At 70.3% G+C, this 16,277-nt stretch carries 14 protein-coding genes; 7 read left to right on the top strand and 7 right to left on the bottom strand.

Features of this window, described 5'->3' with window-relative positions; translation table 11 throughout:
* Window positions 1-50: 50 nt before the first annotated feature.
* From ACFO0C_RS18725 to ACFO0C_RS18710, 4 genes are all read left to right on the top strand, one after another.
* Complete coding sequence (locus ACFO0C_RS18725) at window positions 51-842, top strand: hypothetical protein (protein ID WP_378067940.1); 792 nt, start codon at window positions 51-53, stop codon at window positions 840-842.
* Between the two features lie 105 nt (window positions 843-947).
* Window positions 948-2,033, top strand: a complete 1,086-nt coding sequence (locus ACFO0C_RS18720) for a heme/hemin ABC transporter substrate-binding protein (protein ID WP_378067939.1) — start codon at window positions 948-950, stop codon at window positions 2,031-2,033.
* Between the two features lie 140 nt (window positions 2,034-2,173).
* Window positions 2,174-3,187 carry a FecCD family ABC transporter permease gene (locus ACFO0C_RS18715; protein WP_378067938.1) on the top strand — a complete coding sequence of 338 codons (1,014 nt, stop codon included), beginning with the start codon at window positions 2,174-2,176 and terminating at the stop codon, window positions 3,185-3,187.
* Window positions 3,184-3,945: a heme ABC transporter ATP-binding protein gene (locus tag ACFO0C_RS18710; protein ID WP_378067937.1), complete on the top strand. Its 762-nt coding sequence runs from the start codon at window positions 3,184-3,186 to the stop codon at window positions 3,943-3,945. Before ACFO0C_RS18715 ends, ACFO0C_RS18710 begins: the two co-directional genes overlap by 4 nt.
* On the opposite strand, the gene ACFO0C_RS18705 is transcribed toward ACFO0C_RS18710, so the two are convergent.
* From ACFO0C_RS18705 to ACFO0C_RS18675, 7 genes are all read right to left on the bottom strand, one after another.
* Window positions 3,851-6,004, bottom strand: a complete 2,154-nt coding sequence (locus tag ACFO0C_RS18705) for a DEAD/DEAH box helicase family protein (RefSeq protein ID WP_378067936.1) — start codon at window positions 6,002-6,004, stop codon at window positions 3,851-3,853. The genes ACFO0C_RS18710 and ACFO0C_RS18705 overlap by 95 nt on opposite strands.
* A 3-nt stretch (window positions 6,005-6,007) precedes the next feature.
* Entirely contained in the window at window positions 6,008-7,846 is a 1,839-nt protein-coding gene (locus tag ACFO0C_RS18700) for a site-specific DNA-methyltransferase (RefSeq protein ID WP_378067935.1), read from the bottom strand.
* 221 nt (window positions 7,847-8,067) lie between these two features.
* Window positions 8,068-8,622 carry a hypothetical protein gene (locus tag ACFO0C_RS18695; RefSeq protein ID WP_378067934.1) on the bottom strand — a complete coding sequence of 185 codons (555 nt, stop codon included), beginning with the start codon at window positions 8,620-8,622 and terminating at the stop codon, window positions 8,068-8,070.
* 154 nt (window positions 8,623-8,776) lie between these two features.
* A complete protein-coding gene (locus ACFO0C_RS18690; protein WP_378067933.1) occupies window positions 8,777-10,873 on the bottom strand; it encodes an AAA family ATPase in 2,097 nt (698 codons plus the stop codon).
* Window positions 10,874-10,980: 107 nt separating this feature from the next.
* Window positions 10,981-11,541, bottom strand: coding sequence for an ECF transporter S component (locus tag ACFO0C_RS18685; protein ID WP_378067932.1), 561 nt, complete (start codon window positions 11,539-11,541; stop codon window positions 10,981-10,983).
* Window positions 11,538-12,311, bottom strand: coding sequence for an energy-coupling factor transporter transmembrane component T (locus ACFO0C_RS18680; RefSeq protein ID WP_378067931.1), 774 nt, complete (start codon window positions 12,309-12,311; stop codon window positions 11,538-11,540). Before ACFO0C_RS18680 ends, ACFO0C_RS18685 begins: the two co-directional genes overlap by 4 nt.
* Entirely contained in the window at window positions 12,308-13,999 is a 1,692-nt protein-coding gene (locus ACFO0C_RS18675) for an ABC transporter ATP-binding protein (protein ID WP_378067930.1), read from the bottom strand. Before ACFO0C_RS18675 ends, ACFO0C_RS18680 begins: the two co-directional genes overlap by 4 nt.
* A 113-nt stretch (window positions 14,000-14,112) precedes the next feature.
* Between ACFO0C_RS18675 and ACFO0C_RS18670 the strand changes: the two genes are divergently transcribed.
* From ACFO0C_RS18670 to sodN, 3 genes are all read left to right on the top strand, one after another.
* On the top strand, window positions 14,113-15,243 hold the full coding sequence (locus ACFO0C_RS18670; protein ID WP_378067929.1) for an Ig-like domain-containing protein: 1,131 nt from the start codon (window positions 14,113-14,115) through the stop codon (window positions 15,241-15,243).
* Between the two features lie 74 nt (window positions 15,244-15,317).
* On the top strand, window positions 15,318-15,815 hold the full coding sequence (locus ACFO0C_RS18665; protein WP_378067928.1) for a flavin reductase family protein: 498 nt from the start codon (window positions 15,318-15,320) through the stop codon (window positions 15,813-15,815).
* Window positions 15,815-16,219 (top strand): superoxide dismutase, Ni, encoded by a 405-nt coding sequence (gene sodN / locus ACFO0C_RS18660; protein WP_378067927.1) that lies wholly within the window; start codon window positions 15,815-15,817, stop codon window positions 16,217-16,219. Before ACFO0C_RS18665 ends, sodN begins: the two co-directional genes overlap by 1 nt.
* The last annotated feature ends 58 nt before the right edge of the window (window positions 16,220-16,277 follow it).

Below are 16,277 nucleotides of genomic sequence, written 5' to 3'. Positions count from 1 at the left end.
TCATGATCAATCAAGGTCATGTGAGATCGAGTTCGCTGGAGGAGGCCGCGATGCGCATCGGGTCGCGGGCGGCGGTCGCTGCCATGGCTCTGTTGATCGTCGCCGTCACGGGCACACCCGCGGTCGCCGCGAAGCGGCTCACGGTCTCCAAGACCAAGGGCATCCAGCGCGCCGGGGAGACCCTCACCGTCACCGGCCGCGGATACGACGAGACCAAAGGCATCTACGTCGCGTTCTGCCTGGACAACGGACCTGGCGTGATGCCGTCACCGTGCGGTGGCGGAGCGGACATGTCGGGCAGTTCTGGAGCGTCCGTGTGGATATCGTCGAACCCGCCGTCCTATGCCGAGGGGCTGACCACTCCGTACGGAAAAGGGGGCAGTTTCCGGGTCTCCATCCGGGTCAGCCAGATGATCGGGGACGTCGACTGCGCGGTCCGCGGGTGTGCCGTGGTGACCCGCAACGACCACACGCGGACCGGCGACCGGTCGCAGGATGTCCGGATTCCGGTGCGGTTCGCGGCACCGGACAACGGCTCCAAAGTGACCAACCCCACACCCGCGGCGGCACCTGTGACCGGCGCCGCGACCGGAAAACCGGCCGGGAAGCAGAGTGCGCCGGTCGGACCGCCGACCGGAAAACTCGCCACCGCCGGGCCGCCGACCACCGCCGCGGCGCTCGCTCTGGAAGCGGCCGAGCCGGCACTGAGCCGCACCAGCAGCGCCACACCGCTCGGCCACTGGTGGGCGATCGGTGGCGCGTTCCTGGTCGGGGCCCTGCTGACCGGCCTCATCGGCCGAATCCGTAACCGCCGCGACCGGCCTCATCCGCCGAATCCGTAACCGCCGCGACCGGCCTCATCCGCCGAATCCGTAACCACCGCGACCGGTCTCGTCGGCCGAATCCGTAACCGCCGCCGCACCCCCTCCGCCTGACGGGAGCCCCCGATGCGATCCATTACGCGCCCGCCCGCTGCCCGCTCCAACCTCCGCGATCTTGGACGTTTCCCCACCGTATCCGGTGGTCAAGCGCTCACGATCGCGCTGACGGTGGTCGCGGTGCTCGCCGGAGCGGGGTGCACGACCGTCAGCGAGGTCGGCCCGGAGCAGGCCGCGACGATCTGCGGGGTCGCCACCGCGGCACTGGCGTCCGAGGACGTCACGCCGCTGGACCCCCGGCCGGCGCCGCAACTTCCGGTCACCGTGAAGTCGGCGGACGGGCGGGACGTCACGGTGAAGTCGGCGGACCGGATTCTGGCCGTCAACCTGTACGGGTCGCTGGCCGAGATCGTCTTCAGCCTCGGGCTCGGTGACCGGGTGATCGGGCGGGACACGTCGACGGCGTTCCCGGCGGCGGCCAAGCTTCCGCTGGTCACACCACAGGGGCACGACCTGTCGGCGGAGGCGATCCTCGACCTGGACCCGACCGTGCTGATCGCCGACGACAGCATCGGCCCGGCCACCGTGCTCCAGCAGATCCGTGACGCCGGGATCGCCGTGGTCATCGTCGACGACGAGCAGACGCTGGAGGCGATTCCCGCGCACATCCGGGCCGTCGCCGGGGCACTCGGTGTGGCCGAGGCCGGGGAACGTCTGGTCACGCGGGTGCAGTCGGAGATCGATGCGGCACGGGCGTCGGCACCGAAGGACGGTACGCCACCCCGGATCGCGTTCCTCTACGTGCGGGGCACGGCGGGGGTGTATCTCATCGGCGGGGACGGTGCCGGGTCGGATGCGATGATCGAGGCGATCGGGGCGGTCGATGCGGGGACCGAGGCGGGGCTGCGGAAGTTCCGGCCGTTGACCAGCGAAGGACTGATCAACGCGGCACCCGATGTGATTCTCGTGATGACCGAGGGACTCACCTCGGTCGGCGGTGTGGACGGGCTGCTCAAGCTGCCGGGGGTGGCACAGACCCCGGCCGGGATCAACCGGCGGATCGTCGACATGGAGGACGGCGTGCTGCTGAACTTCGGGGCGCGGACGGGCAAGGCGGTCGAGGCGCTCGCGAAGGCGGTCTACGGATCGTGCTGACCGAAAAAGATCAGGATGCCGAAGGTAGCTCGGCGGCCGAAAAGGGTCGGAGCGGGAGAGAAGGTCCGACGTCCGAAAAGGAACAGGGTGACGACCTCAGCTCCGGCCGGGGCACCCCGTGGCCGTACCGGAGGAGGGGTTTGATCCTGGGGTTGGCGATCGGGCTGGTGGCCGTGAGCCTGCTTGCCGCCGGGAGGGGTCAGGTGCCGATCTCGCCGGCCGAGGTGGCCGGTTCGGTGTTGCACCGGCTCGGGATCGAGCTGGGCCCGCTGCCGTCGGCAGTGCAGGGCGAGAACGCATTGTGGCTGGTCAGGTTCCCGCGGGTGCTGCTCGCGATGATCGTCGGCGCGGCGCTGGGCTGTGCCGGCGCGCTGATGCAGGGCGTGTTCGGCAACCCGCTCGCCGAACCCGGTGTGGTGGGCGTCTCGTCGGGAGCGGCGGTCGGCGCGGCCGCGGCGATCGTCAGCGGGATCACCGTGGCCGGGATCTGGACCACCGCGGCGGCAGCGTTCATCGGGGGCGTTCTGACGACTCTGATCGTGTACGCGATGTCGCGCGCCCAGGGCCGGACCGAGGTGGTCACGCTGGTCCTGACCGGTGTCGCCGTCAACGCGACGGCCGGAGCCCTGCTGGGCCTGCTGATGTTCGTGACCGATGACGACGGGGTCCGCGCGATCGCGTTCTGGCAGCTCGGCAGCCTGGCGCAGGCCACCTGGGCGGCAGTCGCGGTGGCCGGCCCGTGCGCGGTGGTCGGGCTGACCGTGGCCGTGGTGCTGGCCCGCCGCCTCGATCTGCTGGCCCTCGGCGAACGCCCGGCCCGGCATCTCGGCGTCGACACCGAGCGGCTGCGGATCACCGCGATCGTCACGACGGCGCTGCTCACAGCCTCGGCGGTGGCGTTCACCGGGATCATCAGCTTCGTCGGGCTGGTGGTGCCGCACCTGATCCGGATGGTCGCCGGGCCGGGGCATCGGGTACTGATCCCGGCGAGCGCGCTCGGCGGCGCGGTGGTCGTGGTGACCGGTGACCTGATCGCCCGGACCGCGATCGACTACCAGGAGTTACCGCTGGGGGTGCTGACGGCGGTGGTCGGCGGGCCCGCGTTCTTCTGGCTGCTGCGGCGCACCCGAGCACGGGCCGGGGGTTGGGGATGATCCTGCAAGCGCACGCCATCGAGGTGAGTCTCGGCGGCCGGCGGGTCGTCGACGGTGTGCACCTGCACGTCGACGCGGGTGAGGTCGTCGCGCTGGCCGGGCCGAACGGTGCTGGGAAGTCCACTCTGCTCGCCGCTCTGGCCGGTGACGTCCCGGCCGGCGGACGGGTCGAGATCGGCGGACGGGAGGTGCGCGCCTGGAAACCGGTGGAGCTCGCCCGGCAGCGTTCCGTGCTGCCGCAGAAGGCGATGCTGTCGTTCCCGTTCACTGTCGGTGAGGTGGTCGCGATGGGGCGGGCACCGTGGACCGGCCGGCCCGAGGCCGCCGACGACGAGGACGCGGTGGCCGAGGCGATGCGGCTCACCGAGACGACCGGGTTCGCGGCGCGGCCGTTCCCGGCGCTGTCCGGCGGGGAGCAGGCCCGGGTGGCGCTGGCCCGGGTGCTGGCGCAGCGCACACCGGTGCTCCTGCTCGACGAACCGACGGCCGCGCTCGACCTGCGGCATCAGGAGCTGGTGCTGCGGGCGGTCCGGGAGCGGGCCGCGGGCGGGGCGGCCGTCGTGGTGGTCCTGCACGATCTGGGGCTGGCCGCGGCGTACGCCGATCGCGCCTATGTCCTGGCCGCGGGCCGGGTGCGGGCGGAGGGCCCGCCGCGGGAGGTCTTCACCGGGGAGTTGCTGAGCGACGTCTACCAGCACGAGGTCGAGGTGTTCGATCACCCGCGGACCGGGAGGCCGATGGTGGTGCCGCGACGCTGAAGGTCACCCGGTCGTCGCCGAGCGCCTCGAACCAGCGGCGGGCGCACTCGATGCGGGCCGGGTCGTCGTCGCCGCCCTCGGCCGTCACGATGATCCGGCCGGCCCGCACGATGAGCCAGCCGGGGTGGTAGTCGCCGAGCGGGGTGGGGATGGTGAAGTCGTCGGGGATCCGCACGCGGCGGTCCTTCGACGGGAACGGGCCGGTGACGATCTCGCGGGTCCCGGGGAGGATCTGGTAACGGACTCGCTCGGTGATCAGGGTGGCCTTCTCGCGGTGGATAATCTCCGCGGCTGCCTGTGGGTCGCTGCGGCAGAGGGCGAAGGCCGGTGGGCTCAGGGTGGCGAGAATCGTCCCGACTGTTCGCCGGGTCAGCCGGACACGGTCAGCGATCAGGCCAATGAGATCCTGCGCTTTATCCGGATTTTTCGGATAAGTTTGCGTGGCTGAAGCTGTCTGCACCGTGAAGTGACGCGCCACCAAGCCGGACGCGAGCGCCGCCACACACCGCCTCACCAACTCCGACGAATCGAACCGTACCCGGTAGAAGGCCTTCCGCCGGAGCAGCGCGACCACCTCCCGGAACTCCGGCCGCGCGAAGTCCACAGTGCGCCGCCCCCGCCGCCCGTCGACGACTGTTCGCGGATCACCCTCGGCCTGGAGCCCCGCGACGAACGACGCGTACGACTCGTCGGCAACCACGGTCAGCTCGTTGGCCGGACCGTCGATCCGCTCGCCGCGCTGGTCGACCGCGAGCCGCAGCCCCCGACCGATCTCCTGCCGGCGGGACACCGTGTTGTCGCTGCATTTGAGCATGCCCATGACGAAGACGTTCGGGTTGTCCCAGCCCTCCCGCAGCGCCGAGTGGCTGAACACGAACCGGACCGGCTCGCCCAGGGAGAGCAGGCGTTCCCGGTCGCGCAGGATCAGGTCGTAGGCGTCGGCGTCGGAGGCGTTCCCGTCGATCATGCGCCCGGTCCGCCGGTCGATCGCGAAATATCCCTGGTGGGTGCGCTCGACCGGGATGCCGTCGAGATAGCGCCGGTAGGGTCCGTCCGGTTCGCCCGCGGTCAGTTCCCGGTACTCCTCGACGAAGATCCGCGCGTAGTCACCGAGCTGATCAGGTCGCGAGTAATCCCGATATTTGATGACCTGGTCGATGAAGAGCAGTGACAGGACCTTGACGCCCCGGGCGTGGAGACCGCGCTCCTTCTCCAGATGGGTACGGATCACCTCGCGGATCTGGATGCGCCGTTTCGCCGGGCCGGGCTCCCCTTCGATCCCCACCACGGCGATTCTCTTGACCAACTTCCGGCGGTACGCCTCCAGCGCGTCCAATCGATGCACGAGATCGTGGCGCACCCGATGGGTGGCCGAGTACCGCAGCACCATGAGCGGGTCGAACCGGCTCAACGACTCCTGGGAACGGGCCGACCCGATCCGCTGGGGCTCGTCGATGATCACGATCGGACGGGATGCGCGGACCACGTCGATCGGCCGGCGCGACCCGAACCCGTCCTGCTCCTCGTAGATGCGCCGGTTCTCACGCGACGCCGAGTTGAACGCCTGCAAGTTGATGATCATGACCTGCACCCCGGCGCCGGAGCGGAACCGTTCCAGTTCGTGGAGCTCCGAGGAGTCATAGGTGAACGGGCGGGCTCGGGTGCCGTACAGCTGCTGGAAATGCTCCGCCGTCGTGTCGAACGCTTTGCGGACGCCCTCCCGGATCGCCACCCCCGGCACCACGACGATGAACCGTGACCAGCCGTAACGCCGGTGCAGTTCCATGATCGTGCGGATGTAGACGTAGGTCTTGCCGGTACCGGTCTCCATCTCGACGTCGAGGTTCGGCGCGTCCGGTGCCGCCTCGCTGGTCGCGAGCCGGGTGGAGAGCGGCAGTCCGGCCCGGCGCTGCACCGCCCGTACGTTCTCCAACAGGCACCCGCTTACCAGAAGGGCGTTGTCCGGCCCGGGCGGCGAGTACGGCTGCCCGGCGAAACAGTCGGCGACCGCCGCCACCGCCTCGCTCTGGAACTCCTGGACCGTGAACTGGAGCCGCACCCGTCACAAGACCTTCACGTCGGTCGACGGCGACAGCTCGGCGAAGATCTGGTCGGCGTTGATCCGTGCCGCGTCGTCGGCGAAGGCCGAATCCCGGAAGACGGCACGTCGCGGACGGCGGGCGGCGATCTCCCGGACCAGGTCCTCGGTGATCACGTCCCGGAAGCAGGCGATCAGCTCGTCGGCACCGGCGACGAACACCCCGTCGGTGACAGCGATCGGCAGACCCGGGTCGAGGCCGGCGTCCAGCAGCACCTGGAACAGCAGATCCTCGCCGGTCCGGTCCGGCTTCACCCGGTCCACCAGCGACGCCAGACCGCTCTGGTCGAGATCCTCGGGCGGATCGGCGAGGTTCGGCGAATCGAACCGCAGCACCCGGAAACCGAGATCGCCCGAGACCCCGGCCGCCCGCATCTCGGCGGCCACGTTCCGCACCCTGGTCAGCCCGATCTCGAAGATCGACTCCAGGCCGTCCTCGGCGACCGGCAGCGGCTCCGGGATCTGCACGCTGATGAACCGCCGGTTGCCGCCGTCCGCCTGGTTCTGCGCCAGCACGGCGTGCGCGGTGGTCGCGCTGCCACCGAAGAAGTCCAGGACGATGTCGCCGTCACCGGGCCGGCCGGCCAGCTGCAGGATGCGCTGCATCAGCTCGACCGGCTTCACCGAGTTCAGCACGTTGGCGGTGTGCTCGAACGGGACATATCGCAGCAGGCTGCGCTTGGCGTCCTGGGTGTGCCCGACCTCGCCGTAGAACCACAGCGTCTGCGGGGTACGCCCGGACGACACCTCGGACAGGAACCGTTTCACCGCCGGCGAGTTGTCGCCGCCGCTGCCCCACCAGATCCGGCCGTCGGCGTTCAGCTCGTCGAACCGCTGCCGGGAGATCCGCCAGTAGCTGCCGCGCGGTGGCCCGTCGATCAGCCGCCCGGACGGTGTGGTGATCGGGTAGACGCCGGCGTCGTACCGGTTGCGGGCCGACATGTTCTCCGGCTTCCACGGCCCGCGCGGATCACCGTCCGGATTGCGGTAACGGGCCTCCATCTCGGCGGTGCGGGCGAGCGGGCGCGGATGCCAGCGGTCCCGGTTCCGGGCGAAGACCAGGATGTAGTCGTGGTCCTCGGAGAACCACCGGGCGGTGTTCTTCGGCGCGTACACCTTCTGCCAGATGATCTGGGCGACGAAGTTCCGCTCGCCGAAGATCTCCGTGCAGATCTTCCGCAGGTTGTCGATCTCGTGGTCGTCGATCGAGATGAAGATGACCCCGTCGTCGGTGAGCAGATTCCGCGCCAGGGCCAGACGCGGATACATCATGCTCAACCAGTTCGAATGGAACCGGCCACCCGACTCCGGGTTCGCCACCAGCGGGACCCCGGCCGCGTCGACCTGCCCCGAACCGGCCAGATAACCGGCCCTGGACTGCGAGAAGTCGTCGTCGTAGAGGAAGTCGTTGCCGGTGTTGTACGGCGGATCGATGTAGATCACCTTGATCCGCCCGAGGAACGACTCCTGCAACAACTTCAGCACGTCGAGGTTGTCGCCCTCGATGAACAGGTTCCGCGTACCGTCGAAATCCTCGGACCGCTCCCGCCACGGCCGCAGCGTCCCCGCCGCCGGCTCCCGCGCCGCCCGCTGCGCCCTGCGCTTTCCCGGCCAATCCAGCTGATATCGCTCCGGTGCACCCTCCGCCGCATGATCACCGAGACGCTGCCTGAGCAGGTCGAAGTCGATCACCCGGGTCGGTCTCCCGGACGCGTCCGCCACCTCGGTCACCACAGCCGGAAACAAGTCGGCGAGCCGGTCGACGTCGTGCATCGCCGGATCGGAACTCGTCAGTTTCTCCACGGAGCCGTCCTAGGTGGTCCTACGCGTCCTAGGTGCTGGAAACCCGTACCCTACCGGCTTCGGCGACAAAAACCCCTTTCCTACAACCGAAAGGCCTTAAAACCCTTTTTCGGTACGGCCACGCTGGGCACCGTGGCTACACCGCGACGCGACCCCGGCACCGGACCGAAACGCGACCGCCGGGCTGAATGCGGTGGTCACCGGCAATGCCGCCCCGGATGTCAGGGGTGCGACGCCCTCAGGGTCATGCCGCCGCGGATCAGGGCGCCGATGGCGTAGCCGAGCAGCAGAACGCCGACACCGGTGCCGACCACCGCGCCCGGGGGAACCGACGAGACCATGCCGGTGACGAGCCCGGCCAGGGCCGCGGTGCAGACGAGGGCGGCGAGGACCCGCAGAGCCGGGTCGCGCAGCACCGGAGCGAGCGGCCAGAAGTGGATGCCGACGACCGCACCGATGAGCACCGGAATGTCCTCGGACCGCCCCGTCACCGCGAGCAGCACCGCGCCGAACCCGGCAGCCGCCAGCTCAGCCGCGAAGATCACCAGATACTTCCGGTCGGTGAGGGCATCCCGCGACAGTGGCCCCTCCGCACGGGACCGGACCGCCAGCGCACCACCCGCACCCGCCGTGAGCAGAGCAGCAATACTGCCAGTCACCAGCAGCGCATCCCAGGGTGGCTCGTTCTCCGGCACGCTGAGCCAGACAGTCGCGAAGATGCCGAGGTACAGCGCCGTGAGCCCGGCCCGCCGCCGAGCATCCGCCAATGCCGTCACCAGTGCTTCTCCTTCCACAGCCCCCGTAGTGACCACCCGTCGGGCGATCCAGCGATTATTACGAATGGTTACGGACGACATGTCTCCGCGGTTGAGGTCGTCTCGTTCCCGACACTCGGGCCACACGAGAACACTGGCGGAGAGTAAGCGATGCCTACTCGCGTGCCGGTGGGGTCAACCGGCGCCACAACCAGGACGGGAACACACTCAACCCGGAGCCGAAGGCGCTCTGCAGGAACAGGTCGGTGCCGATACCCACGCTGCCGGGCGCGTGCCGCACCACGTGCAGCATGTGCCGCGCCCCGCCCCGCCGGCCGGTCAGTTTGAGGGCGACGCCGAGAGCGAGTTCGGCGCGGAGCGTGTTCGGGTGGACGTCGCCGAGGACGGCCCGGAACCCGTGGAAGGCCCCGGCGAAGTGTTCGGCCGCGTCGGCGTTGCGGTGACTGCGGGCGGCGGCGAAACCGAGCACCATCTCCGCCCGGAACCGCACCGGGTGCTCCGGGACGAAACGGTCGAGCACGTCTTCGCGTACACGCTGAAGGGTGTCCCCCAACCGGCCGAGAGCGGTGAGCGTCTCGCCATGAGCGACCGCCAGAGACAGGGTCAGGGTGTGCCGAGGTCCGTAGGACCCGGTGTATCGGGCGCGGAGTTCGCGCAGCTCGGACTCGGTCTCCTCCCAGACCGGCCGGTCGTCGCGCGGGTCGGTGAGCGGCGGCGTGAGCCGGGCGTCGGTGAGCACCCGGACCGCCTCGGCCACCGTCGTGTGCCCCTGGAGGTCGGGATGGGCGTGCGCGGCGATCACCCGGGCGGCCCGGCGGCGTGCCTCCGGCTGGGCGCCGACCTCGATCTCGTTGCGGGCCAGTTCCAGATGGGCGAGCTGAACCTGGTCGAACATGGCGTGCCGGATCTCGTACCGGTCGATGAACTCGGCCAGCCCTCGCCGGGCCTCGTCGTACCGGCCACGCAGCCGCCGCGACCGCAGAAACCGCAGCTGGGTATCGGTGGAGCCGGTGAGCAGCGTCCACAGGTGGTCGGCGCGGGCGGTGTCCCCGAGTTCGTCGAGGAGTTCGGCGAGCAGGAGCCGCGCCCGGTGCCGCAACGCCGGATCGGTGGCGAGCGGACCGGCCCGGTCGGCGTAGTCGCGTGCCTCGTCGATCTGGCCCACGTCCCGCATCCGCTCGGCCGCCTCGACCAGCACCTCCGGGTCGTCGAAGTGGCGTTCGGCCAGCTCCCGATGATGCGGAACAGTGAGGACCGGCTCGCGCAGGGTGATCACCCGCCGGTGCAGCCGGTCCACGATGGCCAGTGGCAGGTCGGGCCGGCCGGCGAGACGGGCCGCATGGCGGCTGACCAGGAAGGATTCATCCGGGTCGGACCACGGGTGGTCGATGACGGCGTCGGCGAGACGGCGGGCCAGCGCGGTCCAGTCCACCGGCGGCAGATGCCGGCGGGCCGTGTCACGGACCACCGGGTGCACCCGGAGGGCGCCGTCGGCGAGCAGCTCCCGATGCAGTTCCTCGACCGCCTCCTCAGCGCCGGGTCGGCCGAGCAGCAGGCGCAACACACCCGGAGGGAGTGCCGCGGGCGAGCTGAGCGCGGAGAACCGCAACACCCGCAACGACGACTCGCCGAGCCCGTCGAACCGGTCACGCAGGAGCACGGTGATCGGTGACGCGACGCCGGAGAGCCGGTCGGCCAGGTCGGCGGGGCTGTGTTTGCGCAGGGCCAGACCGGCGAGCCGGAGCGCCATCGGGTGGCCGCCGAGGACGTCGAGCAGGTCCGCGTCGTCGCTGCCGAGCAGTTCGGCGGCGTCGGCGGCGGCCATCGGCCCGAGTTCGAGGACCGGCGCCGGCACTCCCGGCACCCGGTTGGTGATCAACACGGTACGCAGCCGCCGCCCGGCCGTACGCACGATGAGGTGGTCGATGATCTCCTCGGTCAGCGCCGGGATGTCGTCGACGATCAGCAGGCTCGGCTCCGGCTCACCGGCGATCCGCTCAGCGAACAGCTCGATGATGTCGGTGACCTGCGGGTTTCCCATCCGGGCACGCAGTCCGGCGGCGAGGGTGGCGGCCAGTTCACCCGGGTCGGCGCTGCTGCCGGCCAGGCTGACCCACCAGGTGCCCGGCAGCGCGAGCGCGGCCGCGAGAGCTGACTTGCCGATCCCGGGTGGGCCGGTCAGCACGCACATCCCGCTCTCGGTGAGAGCGGTTCGCAGTTCCCGCAGTTCGTCCTGGCGTCCGATGAACACGCGCAGGAAGATACCGAGCACCGGGCCGGTTCGCCCGGCTGGCTCTCCGTGCCGTTACCAACATGATCCGCAACTGCCGACCGGCGGGTGACCTGGCCTGACCTGCGTCACACCGTCGGCCGGGCGGCCGGCACCGGCGCGACGCCGCGGCCGACACCGGCGGCGATCAGGCGCTTCGCGATGACGAGTCCGATCTGGATGAACGCCGTCGTGCTGGCGAACAGCAGGACGAAGAAGGTCGCCTGCGCCACCGTCGTCATGTCGTCGATGTTGAAGTACGTGTAGGCGCTGATCGCGTAGTAGACCTGGAACAGGGCGCCGGTCACGAAGAACAGCCAGGGCCGCCACACCCGGTAGAGGGTGACCAGGAAGCCCAGCTCCAGCGCGGCGCCGACCATCAGGTTGGTGAGGACGGCGCCCGGTCCGGCCGGGGTGGCCACGTTGATGATCCCGGCGAGAAGCATGGTCAGCACCGCCGCGCCGGGTCGCCGCAGCACCGCGAGCGCGACGACCGGACCGAGGAACCAGACGCCGGCCATCGCGGCGTAGGCCAGCGGGACGGTCGCGGCGATCGCGAACGACACGAAGAACGCGGGTATCAGCAGGATGCCGGTGGCGGCGCCGATCGCCGCGCACGCCATCAGATAGCGGGTGGTCAACGACTTCATCCGAGGACTCCAGACAGCAGGTGGGGAACGAGACACACGAAGAACAGCCAGAGCGCCAGGACGGCGTCGCGGGGGCGGAGCGGGACGTGGCGGCGTTCGGTCCGGACCGGAAAGGCCCCGAACCCACGCGCCTCCATCGCGAGCGAGACACGGTCGCCGTGCCGCATCGCCCCGGCCAGCAGGGGTACGGCGTACCCGTTGTACCGCCGCAGTGTGGGCACCGGCCCGCGCCCGCCGTCCACGCCGCGAACCCGGTGCGCCAGCCGGATGATCTCCAGGTCACGCCGGAACCGGGGCACGAACCGCATCGCCGCGAGCCCCGCATACCCGATCCGGTAGGGCATCCGCAGGTGCGTGATCATCGAGCGGACCAGGTCGGTCCCGTCGGTGGTGAGCCCGGCGAGCAGGGCGAGCAGCATCACGGCGGCCACCCGGAGGCCGGTCGCGAGCCCGGTCTCCAGCGCACCCGACCAGAGCGTGAACGGCCCGATCGTCAGCAGCGCGCTGGTGTGGTCGACCAGGTCCGGGTCGGTCCACACGCCGAACGACAGGGTCAGCAGCGCCACCAGCAGCGGCGGGCCGCCGACGACCGCGAGCAGGGTACGGCCACGCAGCCCACCACCGATCAGCAGCATGGCCAGCGCGATCACGGCGAACACGGCCGGTGTCCACAGGTCCCGCGACAGGGCCGTGACGATCATCGCGGGCACCGGGGCGAGCACCTTGACCACCGGGTTGTAGGAGCGCAACGACAGGACCGAGTCGCTCATCGGGTCGGCTCCAGTGCGGGCAGGTCGGCCAGCCGGGTCACACCGTGCCAGCCGGGATGACGGGTGAGCGCCCGGGCGGCCTGCGCGATCGGCGGTGGCCGCAGCCCGGCGGCGGCCAGCACCGTGTCGTCGGCGTAGACGTCGCACGGGGTCCCGTCGGCGATCACCCGGCCGTCGGCGAGCACGATCAGGCGGGTCGCGTACTCGGCGACCAGGTGCATGTCGTGACTGACCACGACCACGGTGGTGCCGTCACGGTGCAGGGCGTCGAGCAGGTCGAGCAGTTCGGCGGCGCGCTGCCGGTCCTGCCCGAACGTCGGCTCGTCCAGAACCAGCACCTTCGGCCTGGTCACGAGCGCGGTCCCGACCGACAGGCGGCGTTTCTGGCCGCCGGACAGCAGGAACGGATGCACGGCCCGCAACTCGCGCAACCCCAGCCGGTCCAGCAGTGCGCCGACGCGGGCGTCGATCTCGGCTTGCGGCAGTTTCAAGACTCTGAGGCCGTACGCCAACTCGTCGTCGACCCGGTTGGTGAGGAACTGGTGCTCCGGGTTCTGGAAGACGAACCCGGCCGGCCCGGTCACCTCGACCGTCCCGGGCCGGGTGCCGGCCACCCCGGCGATCGCCTGGGCCAGCGTCGTCTTGCCGGCCCCGTTGGCCCCGGCCACCGCCACGAACTCGCCGGCGGCGACACGCAGGGACACGCTGTGCAGGACGGGCCGGTCGCCGCGGGTGACGGTGAGGTCCCGTACCAGAATCGCGGTCTCGGCGGCGACGTCGTCGGCCCGCCGGTCCCGGGGAGCCGGGAGCGCGGGCACGGTGTCGAGGGCGGCGGCCAGCTCCCCCGGTGTCAGCGGCAGCGGGTCGAGCGTGATCCCGGCGGCCCGCAGGCGCAGCGCGGCCAGAGTCGCCACCGGCAGCCACACACCGAGCGCGACCAGCTCGTCGACGTGCTCGGTGAGGGTGGCGCGGGCCGGGCCGTCGAGGACCACCCGCCCGTCGGCGTCGAGCACGAGCACCCGGTCGACGAAGCCGATCGCGGCGTCCAGATCGTGCTCGACCAGCAGAACCGCCCGGTCCCGGTCGGCGGCGATCTCCCGCAGCGTCCGGTAGACCTCCTCGACTCCGGCCGGGTCGAGGTTGGCGGTGGGTTCGTCCAGGACCAGTATCGGAGTACGCAGGGCGAGCGCGCAGGCGACGGCGAGGCGCTGGCGGCCACCGCCGGACAGCTGCTCCGGGTCGTCGTCGCGGCGTTCCCAGAGGCCGACCCGGCGCAGTGCCTCCTCGGCCCGTTCGAGCACCTCAGGCGCCGGGAGCAGCAGGTTCTCCGGCCCGAAGCAGACCTCGTCGAGCACGCTCGAAGTGATGATCTGTGCGTCCGGGTCCTGGAAGACCATGGCGACGTCGCGGGCCAGGACCGGCACGGTGGTCGTGGTGGTGTCCCTGCCGGCGACGGTGACGGTCCCGTCCAGGCGGGAGCCGACGACGAGCGGGATCAGGCCGTTCGCGGTGAGTGTGAGCGTGGACTTGCCGCAGCCGGACGGCCCGAGCAGCAGCACGACCTCGCCGGCGCGGACCTCTGCGGTCACGTCCCGGGGACGGGGCTCGCCGTGGCTCACCGCACCGGATTCGTCGTACACCTCGTGCCGAACGGACACGCCGGTGAGCCGCAGCAGCACCTCGGACATGCGGATAAGGATAGGCATACCTCATTTCCCGGTTACGTCACGGAGCGGGTCGCGCGCATCACGGTCGGTCGATAGCGTAGGAGTGTCCACTTCAGACGACGGGGGTATCCGAAGTGAAACTGCTCTCTGCCCTGGCCGCGGCGACCGCGGCTCTCCTGCTCAGCGCCTCACCGGCGCACGCCGTGCCGGCCGATCCGCTGGTGGTGGGCACCGGCCTGACGGCGGGCCAACTCGTCGGCAACCACCCGACGATCCACCCGGTCTACGCCGACGGCGCGGAGCTCGCGAAGGTCGAGGTCATCTACGAGACCACCGTCATGGCGACGTTCACGGCGCCGGTGCCTGAGGCGCTGACCTTCTGGGTGAACGGCTTCCACGACAGGAACGTGACCTTCACGGTCCGGGCCTACGACGTCGACGGCAACGTCGGGGAGGCGAGCACCCCGATCCGGGTCGACCTGAGGGCCCCGTCGACGATCGTCTACCCCGCCGCGATGACGAACATCGGCGGGATCACGACCGTCGAGTTCCGCCCACGGGACGACGATCTGGCCCGAGTCGAGATCCAGGACATGGCCGGCAACACTCTCGCGAAGACGACCCAGGCCCCGTGGGTGCTGTCCTGGGACACCCGCCCGCTGCACGGCATCACACAGGTCCAGCTGATCATCCGGGACCACGCGGACAACAACTGGGACCAGACCCGGAAGTTCCTGATCGACAACGCCCCTCCGTTCGTCAACCTGCTCCTCCCGGCGGATCAGACCCTGATCCGTGGCAGCACGGTCACCCGGATCTTCGCCAGCGACGAGAGTGGGCTCTTCAACATCTCGGTCAAGGACGGCACTCCCACCGACTCGCCGCTGAGCTGGATCGTCAACCCGACCGAGCAGGGCCCGTACACCATCGTGTGGAGCCTTTCCGACCGGCGCGGCCTCACCACGGTCGCCGAACGCGTCGTGATCAACGACACGGTCGCCGCCGACCTCCAGATCACGGCGGCACCGGAGGACGGGTCGACGCTGACCGGTCCGGTGCAGATCACCGCCGACGCCTCCGACCTCAACGGCATCGACCGGGTGGAGTTGCTGGTCGACGGCGCGGTGGTGGCCACCGACACGGAGGCCGGTTACGACTTCACGGTGACCCCGGAGGAATTCGGGACGACCTTCACCGTCCAGCTGCGCGCCCACGACCGGGCCGGCAACGTCACCACCGGCGCGGAGCTCACCTATCACCGCTGAGGTGGGTTGACCTCAATTCAGGTTGAGGTTCTAACGTCGTTGCCGTCGGGTGGGCAGGGACGAGGGATACCGTGTTGAGCAGCATCGATACCGAAGTCGGGCAGCGGCTGAAGGACGCCTTCCGCCGCTATCCGACCGGGGTCGCGGTGATCGCCGCGGGCGGGTCACGGGGGCCGGCCGGGCTGACCGCGTCCAGCGTGGCCTCGGTGTCGCTGAGTCCGCCGGCTCTGTCGTTCTCGGTGATGGGATCACGTTCGGCGCGGGCGATCCTGACCGCGCCGAGCCTCACCGTCAACCTGCTCGGGCCGGAGCACACCGGCCTGGCGCGGGACTTCGCCCGCCCGGACGGGCCACGTTTCACTCGTGAGCAGGGATGGGACGTGTGGCCGACCGGTGAGCCGTTCCTGCCCGGCGCCCAGGCGAGCCTCCGGGTCGCGCCGCTGCACCTCGTCCCGGTCGGCGACTCGACGGTGGTCGTCGCCACGGTGCTCGAGGTGCTGCTCGGCTCGGCCCACGGACGGCTCGTGCACCACGACCGCGAGTTCCACACCCACCACGGAGACGGATTCTGATGCGACTGCCCCGACTGTTCACCCCGCGCACCGTCGTGAGCGCCCACTGCGACCTGCCGTGCGGCGTCTACGACCCGGCCCAGGCCCGGATCGAGGCCGAGTCGATCAAGGCCATCGCCGAGAAGTACCAGGCGAACACCGACCCCGAGTTCCGCACCCGGGCCATCCTCATCAAGGAGCAGCGGGCCGAGCTGGTCAAGCACCACCTGTGGGTGCTCTGGACCGACTACTTCAAGGCCCCGCACTTCGAGAAGTACCCGCAGCTCCACCAGCTCTTCAACGAGGCGACCAAGCTGGCCGGGGCCGGCGGAGCGAAGGGTTCGATCGACCCGGCGGTCGCCGACCAGCTGCTCGGGAAGATCGAGGAGATCACCAAGATCTTCTGGGAGACCAAGCAAAACTGATATGCGTACGGGTGGAAAGCACCCGCACTTCTCGGAGCTGCGAAAACGTTGACCATGA

Origin of the sequence: Actinoplanes subglobosus (assembly GCF_042650585.1) — a bacterium.
Taxonomy (GTDB): Bacteria; Actinomycetota; Actinomycetes; order Mycobacteriales; family Micromonosporaceae; genus Actinoplanes; species Actinoplanes subglobosus.
Note: the sequence above shows the minus strand (reverse complement) of the source record. Positions and strands in the feature narration are given on the sequence as shown.

Bases quoted from the DNA above. Each gene is read 5' to 3' on its own strand.
- ACFO0C_RS18680 (WP_378067931.1), bottom strand. From the start codon at position 12,311: ATGAGCGACTCGGTCCTGTCGTTGCGCTCCTACAACCCGGTGGTCAAG.
- ACFO0C_RS18710 (WP_378067937.1), top strand. From the start codon at position 3,184: ATGATCCTGCAAGCGCACGCCATCGAGGTGAGTCTCGGCGGCCGGCGG.
- ACFO0C_RS18685 (WP_378067932.1), bottom strand. From the start codon at position 11,541: ATGAAGTCGTTGACCACCCGCTATCTGATGGCGTGCGCGGCGATCGGC.
- sodN (WP_378067927.1), top strand. From the start codon at position 15,815: ATGCGACTGCCCCGACTGTTCACCCCGCGCACCGTCGTGAGCGCCCAC.
- ACFO0C_RS18720 (WP_378067939.1), top strand. From the start codon at position 948: ATGCGATCCATTACGCGCCCGCCCGCTGCCCGCTCCAACCTCCGCGAT.
- ACFO0C_RS18675 (WP_378067930.1), bottom strand. From the start codon at position 13,999: ATGTCCGAGGTGCTGCTGCGGCTCACCGGCGTGTCCGTTCGGCACGAG.
- ACFO0C_RS18725 (WP_378067940.1), top strand. From the start codon at position 51: ATGCGCATCGGGTCGCGGGCGGCGGTCGCTGCCATGGCTCTGTTGATC.